Source organism: Candidatus Methylomirabilis sp. (assembly GCA_036000645.1).
Lineage (GTDB): Bacteria > Methylomirabilota > Methylomirabilia > Methylomirabilales > JACPAU01 > JACPAU01.
Map to the genome: position 1 here is coordinate 1 of DASYVA010000091.1, position 8,493 is coordinate 8,493.

The 8,493-nt window shown below is 71.3% G+C and carries 9 protein-coding genes; 7 read left to right on the plus strand and 2 right to left on the minus strand.

What is annotated here, in order from left to right:
* Window positions 1-130: 130 nt before the first annotated feature.
* On the plus strand, window positions 131-283 hold the full coding sequence (locus tag VGT06_05390; protein HEV8662565.1) for a hypothetical protein: 153 nt from the start codon (window positions 131-133) through the stop codon (window positions 281-283).
* Between the two features lie 9 nt (window positions 284-292).
* Here the strand turns inward: VGT06_05390 and VGT06_05395 are convergent, their stop codons facing one another.
* Window positions 293-1,192 (minus strand): ParB N-terminal domain-containing protein, encoded by a 900-nt coding sequence (locus VGT06_05395; GenBank protein ID HEV8662566.1) that lies wholly within the window; start codon window positions 1,190-1,192, stop codon window positions 293-295.
* Window positions 1,193-1,228: 36 nt separating this feature from the next.
* A complete protein-coding gene (locus VGT06_05400) occupies window positions 1,229-2,842 on the minus strand; it encodes an amidohydrolase (GenBank protein ID HEV8662567.1) in 1,614 nt (537 codons plus the stop codon).
* Window positions 2,843-2,950: 108 nt separating this feature from the next.
* Here VGT06_05400 and VGT06_05405 point away from each other — a divergent pair, with 108 nt between their 5' ends.
* The 6 genes from VGT06_05405 to VGT06_05430 form a co-directional block, all read left to right on the plus strand.
* Window positions 2,951-3,262, plus strand: a complete 312-nt coding sequence (locus VGT06_05405; protein ID HEV8662568.1) for a hypothetical protein — start codon at window positions 2,951-2,953, stop codon at window positions 3,260-3,262.
* A gap of 93 nt (window positions 3,263-3,355) precedes the next feature.
* Window positions 3,356-3,889 carry a tripartite tricarboxylate transporter TctB family protein gene (locus tag VGT06_05410; GenBank protein ID HEV8662569.1) on the plus strand — a complete coding sequence of 178 codons (534 nt, stop codon included), beginning with the start codon at window positions 3,356-3,358 and terminating at the stop codon, window positions 3,887-3,889.
* A gap of 10 nt (window positions 3,890-3,899) precedes the next feature.
* The gene (locus VGT06_05415; protein HEV8662570.1) at window positions 3,900-5,444 is read left to right on the plus strand and encodes a tripartite tricarboxylate transporter permease; all 1,545 of its coding nucleotides are present in this window, start codon (window positions 3,900-3,902) and stop codon (window positions 5,442-5,444) included.
* Window positions 5,445-5,470: 26 nt separating this feature from the next.
* On the plus strand, window positions 5,471-6,463 hold the full coding sequence (locus VGT06_05420) for a tripartite tricarboxylate transporter substrate binding protein (GenBank protein HEV8662571.1): 993 nt from the start codon (window positions 5,471-5,473) through the stop codon (window positions 6,461-6,463).
* Between the two features lie 62 nt (window positions 6,464-6,525).
* Window positions 6,526-7,386 carry a sugar phosphate isomerase/epimerase family protein gene (locus VGT06_05425; GenBank protein HEV8662572.1) on the plus strand — a complete coding sequence of 287 codons (861 nt, stop codon included), beginning with the start codon at window positions 6,526-6,528 and terminating at the stop codon, window positions 7,384-7,386.
* A 129-nt stretch (window positions 7,387-7,515) separates the two neighbouring features.
* Window positions 7,516-8,493 (plus strand): aldehyde dehydrogenase family protein (locus VGT06_05430; protein ID HEV8662573.1); only part of this gene is annotated, 978 nt, incomplete at its 3' end.

Sequence of the window (8,493 nt, forward strand, 5' to 3'; positions counted from 1 at the left end):
CGCCCCGAATTTCCCTCGTAGCGCCCTCTTGACAATCCCGGCTGGCCTGGTAGGCTTCCCCGACGAGAGGCGGGAGCGGCGCCCGGGCGCGCCGAGGCCTCGTAACCCGTAACCTGGAAGGAGGAGGGGCATGGCGAAGAAGCCGGCGTTCGGTGGGTATGCCGTCAACTTCGGCGGTCGGAAGGAGACGGTCGAGGACGTGTTCGGGAAGAAGCCCGTCAGCCCCAGCGAGATGACCAAGAAGCTCTGGGCCTACGTCAAGAGGTACCGCCTCGCGAAGTAATCTTCCTCCCTAGCCGGCCACGGCGACGGCCGCCCGGGCGATGTCCTCGAGACGGATCTTCTCGGGGTCGAACTTCTCCAGGGCGGCCGTTAGTTTCTCGAAGGTCTGCTCGAAGCTCGGGAGGCTCTTCCGGGCCCGGCTGAGGGGATTGCACCGGGCCAGGACGAAGTTCTTCACGTAGGGGTGGGCGATCCCCCGCTGCTTGAGCCGCTTCACCACGTCGTCCAGCACGCGGTCGGCCTCCTCCACCCTCCCTGCCCGCGCCTCCCGCTCCGCATAGGCCTTCCCCAGCCCCGCCTTCAGGAACGTGTCCACCCGCCGCAGGATCGGGGCGAAGGCCCCCCCGGCGAACCGGGGCTTCTTCTCGTAGAGGAGCCCCAGCGTGATGAAGTGCGGGGCCTCGAACTGGAAGGCGAAGGCCTCCTCGCTCTTGCCCCCCTCCTGCTCCATCAGCCCCCGGTACATCCGGATGACCTCCAGGGACTTCTCCTTCACGTTGTGCGCCTTCTCCGTGTTCAGGGCCAGGATCTGGAAGGCGACCTCCATCTCCGGGATGAGGATGGCGGGGATGAACTTGGCCTTGAGCTTTTCGAGGGCGGCCCGCCGGTGGTTCCCGTTCGGCGTCCAGTACCGGCCGGCCCCCGCGGCCACCGCGACCACCGGGTCCACGAACCGGCCCAGCTTCTTGATGACCTCCCGCAGCCGGTCCGCGTGGGGCTTGGAGAGGTCCCGCTGGTAGGGGGTCGGCTCGACCTTCTCCAGGGGCAGGAGCGCGAAGATCTGCCAGGCCTGTCCCACCGGCTCCCGGTAGAGGGCGAGCGCCGCCCCGCCGTCCGCCTCCACCTGCTCCGCCAACCGCAAGACTTCCCGCGGCGCCTCCGCCGGGTACGTGCTCCAGGTCCGTGCCATGGCGTTCCCCCCACTTCCTGCGGCCGGCGCGCCGGCCTAGTCCGCACCCTCCCGCGCGTAGACGACCGTGCCGTCGAGGATCGTGTGGTCCACCGTGATCTCCAGGAGCTCCTTCGGGGCGGCGAGGAAGGGGTCGGCCGACAGGACGACGAGGTCGGCGAGGGCTCCCGGGCGCAGGGTCCCCCGCTCCTGTTCCTCGAAGGCCGCGTAGGCTGCGCCCCGGGTGAAGAGGTCCACTGCCCCGCGGACGGTCAGCCCCTCCTCTGGCCGGAAGCCGTCCGGCGGGTTCCCCGCGGCATCCTGTCGGGTGACGGCTGCATACACCCCGGCGAGGGGCGAGAGTGCCTCGATGGGGGCGTCGGAGCCCCCCGCCAGGACGGCGCCGGCCTTCTGGAGGCTCCGCCAGGCGTAGGCGCCGGCGAGCCGCTCGGGGCCGAGGCGGGCGGCCGCCCAGCGCATGTCGGTGGTGGCGTGGATCGGCTGGATGGAGGCGATCAGCCCGAGGTCGCCGAAAGCGCCGCGGTCGGCCGGGTGGACGACCTGCGCGTGCTCGACCCGGAGCCGCGCCGCGCTGATCTCGGGGAAGGGCTCCCGGAGCCGCCGGTAGGCCCGGAGGGTCTCGCGGTTGGCCCGGTCACCGATAGCGTGGGCGGAGACCTGGAAGCCGAAGGTGAGGGCCCGGCCTGCCTCCTGAGCGATCGCCTCCTCGTCCATCAGGAGCAGACCGCGCTCCCCCGGCGCGTCCTGGTAGGGCTCGAGGAGGGCCGCGCCGCGCGACCCCAGGGCGCCGTCCACGAAGAGTTTCACTGCGCGGATCGTGAGGAGCCCGTCGTACAGACCGACTCGGGGACCCAGAGGCAGCGCCTCTGCCACCGCTTCCTCGTCGTGCAGCATCGTGTAGACCCGGAGCCGCAGTCGCCCCTCCCCAAAGAGGCGATGGAGGAGACGAAGGGTGGCGGCGCTGACGGCGGCATCGTGCAGGCTCGTGATGCCCACCCGGTGGCAGGCCGCCGCCCCCTCGAGGATGGCGGCGGTCCGCTCCTCCTCGCTCCAGTCGGGCAGTTGCGGCCTGAGCAGCTCCCGGGCCCGGTCGACCAGGATGCCCGTCGGGTGACCGCGGGCGTCCCGGAGGATGGCGCCCCCGGGCGGATCGGGGGTGGCGGTCGTGATGCCGGCCGCCTCGAGCAGCCGGGAGTTCACCCAGACGGCGTGGGCGTCCACCCGCTCCAGATACACCGGATGGGCCGGAGCCACGGCGTCCAGATCCTGGCGGCTCGGGAAGACGTCCTCCCCCCACGCGGTCTGATCCCACCCGAATCCGCGGATGACGCGCCCCGGGGGGAGTTCCGGGGCCCGAGCAGCCACCAGCCGGAGGACGTCCCCCTTCCCAGCGCACCCGCGCAGGTCGAGCTGGAGGCTCTGGAGACCGATCCGCAGGAGGTGGGCGTGCGCGTCGGTGAAGGCGGGAAGGACGGTGCGCCCCTTCAGGTTGAGGGCCGGGGTGGACCGGAGGCGTCGCGGGACCTGCCCCCGGCCGACCGCCAGGATGCGGTTTCCCCGGAGGGCGATCCAGGTCCCGTCCGCCCTCGCGCCCGCGAGGCTCCGGACGCGCCCCCGGTAAAGCAGCAGGCTCGCCCCGTCCCCCGCCATGGTGCCTCCTCGCGGCCGGAGTGTAGCACGAGAGGGCCCTGGCCGCGCTCTTGACCCCGCCGCTGCCCCCTGCTACTAAGGGAGCAGATCCTTCACCGGAGAGTGGCCATGCCCGAGGAGCCGGCTGGAACCTTTGAAGTCGTTTGCCCGTGCTGCGGGGCCCGCCTCACGGTGGATCCGGAGGTGCGGGCGGTCCTGTCCCACGAGCAGCCCGCGAAGGAAAAGCCCGTCGCCGATTTGAAGAAGGCGGTGGAGGCGCTCAAGGGAGAGGCGGGCCGGCGCCAGGCGCAGTTCGCCCAGTCCATGCAGGCCGAGAAGGACAAGGGGAAGGTCCTGGACCGCAAGTTCCAGGAGGCCCTGAAGAAGGCGAAGGACGAGCCTCCCACTCCGCCCCCCGCGCGGGACATCGACCTCGACTGAGTGCCCCTGACCCCATCCATCGGTGCCTTGACAACCGCGCGGGACCGGACGTAGCATCAGGCGCTTCTCCCCCCGCCATCCCCCGGACCGTCCATGCCCGTTCGTGCGCTCGACGAAAGAAAAGCCGTGCGCCGGGAGCTCGCCGTCGGCGCCTTTCTCGTCGCCTTCGGCGGGGCGGTCCTCGCGCTGGCGTGGACGATTGAGCCGGGCGTCCAGACCGATCCGCTCGGCCCCCGGGCCTTCCCGGCCGCGCTCGGGGCGGGGATCGCCCTCTGCGGGGTGCTCCTCGCCGGGACCGCGCTCCTCGGGACCGGTGAGGAGGGACGGACGGGACCGATCCTCGAGCCCGGCCCGGAGGGGGAGACGGAGGCGGGGCCGATTTCTCCTGCCCGTCTCTTCGGGGCCATCGCGGCGACCGCCGCCTACGTTGCCCTGTTCGCCCCGCTCGGGTTTCTCCTTGCCACCCCCCCCTACGTGGCCGCGATCATCCTGATCCACGGGGGCGCCGCGCGGCGGGCGCTGTTCATCGCTCCGCCCCTCGTGACCGGTCTGCTCTACGGGGCATTCCGCTTCGGCCTCCTCATCCCGGTGCCCGAGGGCATCCTGGACGGGAGGCTGCCGTGGTGAGCGCCCGGCCATGAGCGTCCTCGAGCACCTGGGGGTCGGGTTCGCCGCCGCGCTGACCGGCCCCCGGATCCTGATCATGATCGCAGGGGTCGCCTGGGGGGTCATCGGCGGGGCGATCCCGGGCATCAGCGGCGCGGTCGCCATGGCGCTGGCGCTGCCCTTCACCTTCGCCCTCGACGCGGAGACGGCGCTGGTCATGCTGGCCGGCGTCTGGGCCGGCGCGAACTACGGGGGCTCGATCCCGGCTATCCTCATGCGCATGCCCGGCACGCCCGGGGCGGCAGCCTGTCTCCTCGACGGCTACGAACTCACCCGGCAGGGGCGCGCGGCCAAGGCGCTCGGCGTTTCCCTCATCTGCGGGACCATCGGCGGCCTCATCAGCATCCTGGTCCTGATCGCGCTGGTTGTGCCGCTGGGCGACGTCGTCCTCCTCTTCGGCTCGCCGGAGGTCTGCGCGCTGGCCGTCTTCGGCCTGACCCTCATCGCGGGGCTCTCCGGCCCGAGCGTCCTCAAGGGCCTCGCCTCCGGCTGCTTCGGGCTTCTCCTCACGGTCATCGGCATCGACACCCTCACCGGGTCGCTGCGCTTCACGTTCGGCCGGGCCGAGCTGGTGGCCGGCGTGGACATCATCTCGGTCATGATCGGCCTCTTCGCCGTCTCGGAGATGTTCGCCCAGATCGCGCGCCCGGCGGCCCGTGCGGTGGCGGTGATGGGGAAGACGCACACCGCCTTCCCGACCTTCGCCGAGCTGCGCGAGGTCTGGCGCGCGACCGTCGTGGGCACCATCGTCGGGCTCATCGTGGGGATCATGCCGGGCGCAGGCGCCACGGCCTCCTCCTTCGTCGCCTACAACGAGGCCAAGCGCTGGTCGCGGCGGCCGGACCTTTTCGGGAAAGGCTCGATGGAAGGGGTGGCGGCGCCAGAGACGGCGAACAACGCGGTCCAGGGGGGGGACCTGGTCCCGACCCTGGCGCTCGGGATTCCGGGCTCGAACTCCGCGGCGATCATGCTCGCCTCGCTCATCCTGCACGGTATCGTGCCGGGTCCCTACCTGCTGACCCGGCACACGGACCTGGTCTACACGCTCTTCGCCGGGCTGATCCTCGTGAACCTGCTGATGATCCCGGTGGGGATCGTGATCCTCCGGTTGTGCATGCTGGCCCTGCGGCTGGCCCCCCCGGTCCTCATCGCCTCGATCCTGGCGCTGGTGGTCATCGGCACCTACGCAGGGGACCTCTTCCTGCTGAACCCCCTGCTCGCTCTCGTCTTCGGCGTGGTCGGCTACGCCATGGCGGCCTACGGATTCTCCCCCGCGGCCACGGTGCTCGGGATGGTCCTCGGGGTGCTGGTGGAGAGCGAGCTCCGCCGGTCGCTCATCATCTCCCACGGGAGTTGGGCCATCTTTGTCACGCGCCCGGCCTCCGCGGTCCTGCTCGTCCTGACGCTCGGTGTCCTGCTGTACCCGGCGGCCGTGCACGTGGCACGGCTCTGGCGCGCGCGCCGGGCGCCCGTTCCCGCGGCGGCGGGATCCGCCCCGACGGAGCGAAACCCTTGAAGAGGCACAGGAGAGGAGGAACGACGATGGCGCGGAAGCGGCTCTTCACACCGGTGGCCCTCCTGCTCGGCGTCTTGTTGGCCGGGCTCCTCGTCCCGCGCGGCTCCGGCCGGGCAGAGGCCCCCGACTTCCCGACCCGCCCGATCACCTTCGTCGTGGGCTTCTCGCCCGGCGGCGGGGCGGACGTCTTCGCCCGGGCGCTCGCCGAGGCGGCGAAGACGGCCCTCCCCCAGCCGCTCGTGGTGGAGAACCGGCCCGGTGCCGGCGGGACGGCCGCCAATGCCTACGCCAGCGGGCGGCCCGCGGACGGGCACACGATCCTCTTCGCGCACGCCGGCTCCTCGATCCTCACCCCGATCATCACGAACCAGGCGCAACTGAAGTGGGATGCCTTCGAACCCGTCGCCCGGATCCACGCCGAGGAGGAGTGGCTCTTCGTCCACCCGGACGCGCCGTGGAAGACGATCGACGCGCTTGCCGCGTACGCGAAGGCCAACCCGCGGCAGGTGCGGGTGGCCGGCTCGGCCATCGGGGGGATCGACAGCTTCACCGTGCTCTCCTGGGAGAAGGCCGCGGGGATCGACGTGGAGTACATCCCGCACGAGGGAGGCGGTCCGGCGACCCTCGCCTTCCTCGGCAAGAACGCGGAGGTCCTGGTCGGGAACGTCTCCGAGGTCTTCCAGCACATCGAGGCCAAGAAGATGGTCCCGGTCGCCGTGGCGAGCGAGAAGCGGAGCCCGATCTTTCCCGACGTGCCGACGCTGAAGGAGAAGGGCTGGAACGTGGTCATGGTGCAGTGGCGGAGCGTGCTGGCGCCGAAGGGGACGCCGGCCCCGCGGGTCGCGGCCCTCGCCGCGGCCCTGCAGAAGGCGATGGGGGCCGAGGCCTGGAAGACCTTTAACCGGAACGCCAAGGCGGTGGACCTCTACCTCAGCCCGGCGGCGTTTCGGCAGTTCCTCGCGAGCGAGGAGAAGCGCTTCACCGCAATCATCGAGGAGCTCGGCCTGCGAAAGAAGTAGGCCGTGGCGCGCCAGGGGGCGGGGCCGGCTGCGGCCCCGCCCGCGCGCGGGAGAGATGTCTGATGTCACAGCGAGGTGCGCCGCTCCCGATGGCGGCGCAGATCGGGTTCGCCGCCTCCTCGGGTCCGGTGGAGCGGTACTTCCCGCTGGCCCGCCGGCACGGGGTCTCCTGGCTCGAGTTCGCCTGTCAGAACCCGGTGAACTTCCCCCAGACCTTCGACCGGGCGCGGATCCGGCGCGTCCGGGCCCTCGCCGAGCGGTCGGGGATCCGCTGCGGGCTCCACTCCGCCTCGTTCGTCAACACCGCGGAGATCATGCCCACCGTCCGCAAGGCGGCGGCGGCGCACCTCAAGGAGTACATCGATCTCACCGTCGCCCTCGGCTGCGAGTATCTGGTGATCCACTGCGGCTTCCACGTCGGCGTCTATCTCGACACGGTGCGGGCGGCGATGTACGAGACCCTCGCGCGGGCGCTGGACCACGCCGAGCGGCGCCGCGTCCCCCTGGTCATCGAGAACATGAACCGGCTCCCCCCGGGCTCGGAGTTCCAGTACCTGGGGGTGACCGCGGAGGAGTTCGCGGACCTGTTCCGGCGGATTCGGTCCCCGTTCCTCGGCCTGGTCCTCGACGTGGCGCACTGTAATTTACTTCCCGGGGGGGCGGCCCGATTCATCCGGGCCTTCCCGAACCGGATCCGCGCGGTCCAGCTCTCCGACAACCGGGGGGTCGTGGACGAGCACCTGGCGATCGGGAGGGGGACGGTGGACTTCGCGGGGGCGTTACGGCTGCTCCGCGCCATGCGCTTCTCCGGGCCGCTCATCATCGAGTTGGTCAGCGTCGAGGCGAAGATCCGGAGCAAGGCCCGCCTCCTCCGGCTCCTGGCCGCGGCGGGGGACGGGCCGGGCGCCCGCCGCCGCGCCTAGGCGCGAGCGGGGCGCCGGGCAGGGCTTGACCTGGCCCGGGGCCGGCTGGTAGGTTGGCTTCGGGTCACGAGAAGTCGTCGGGGAGCGTCCCGGCGCATCGCGAGGAAGGGAGAAGAAAGGGAGAGAGCCATGAAGATGTACGTGGCAGGCCAGTGGCTGGACAAGCCCAAGAAGATCGAGGTGCTGAACCCCTTCGACGGGAGCGTCGTGGACACGGTCCCGCAGGCGGATAAGGCCGACGTGGACCGGGCGCTGGAGAGCGCCACCCGCGGGGCGAAGGCGATGGCCAAGCTCCCCGGCTACGAGCGCTACAAGATCTTGAAGAAGGCCGCCGACCTCCTGGAGGCGCGCGTCGAGGACTTCGGCCGCACCATCACCTTGGAGGAGGGGAAGATCATCGGGGAGGGGCGCTACGAGGCCAGCCGGGGGGTGCAGACCCTGATGGTCTCCGCGGAGGAGGCCAAGCGCATCCATGGGGAGACCATCCCCTTCGACGGCGCGCCCGGGGCCACCCGCCAGCTCGGCTTCACCCTCCGCGTCCCGTGCGGGGTGGTGGTGGCCATCAGCCCCTTCAACTTCCCGCTGAACCTCGTCTGTCACAAGGTGGGGCCGGCGCTCGCCGCGGGGAACAGCGTGGTCATCAAGCCGGCGACGGACACCCCGCTCTCGGCCCTGAAATTGACCGAGGTCCTCCTGGAGGCCGGGCTCCCCCCCGAGGCAATCCAGTGCCTGACGGGCCGCGGCGGCGAGATCGGGGATCTCCTCTGCGCGGACCGCCGGGTCCGGAAGATCACCTTCACCGGGAGCCGGGACGTGGGGGAGCGGATCTGCCACGTGGCGGGGATCAAGAAGGTGACGATGGAGCTGGGGAGCAACTCCCCCCTCATCGTGATGCCCGACGCCGACCTGGAGAAGGTGGCGGCGGCCACGGCGGCGACCGGCTACGCCAACGCCGGGCAGGTCTGCATCTCCACCCAGCGGGTCATCCCCCACCGCCGCATCTACGGCGACTTCGTCGAGGCCCTGAGGACCAAGGTGGCCGCGCTGACGACCGGCAACCCGCTGGATGAGAAGGTCAAGGTCGGCCCGATGGTCCGGGAGCAGGAC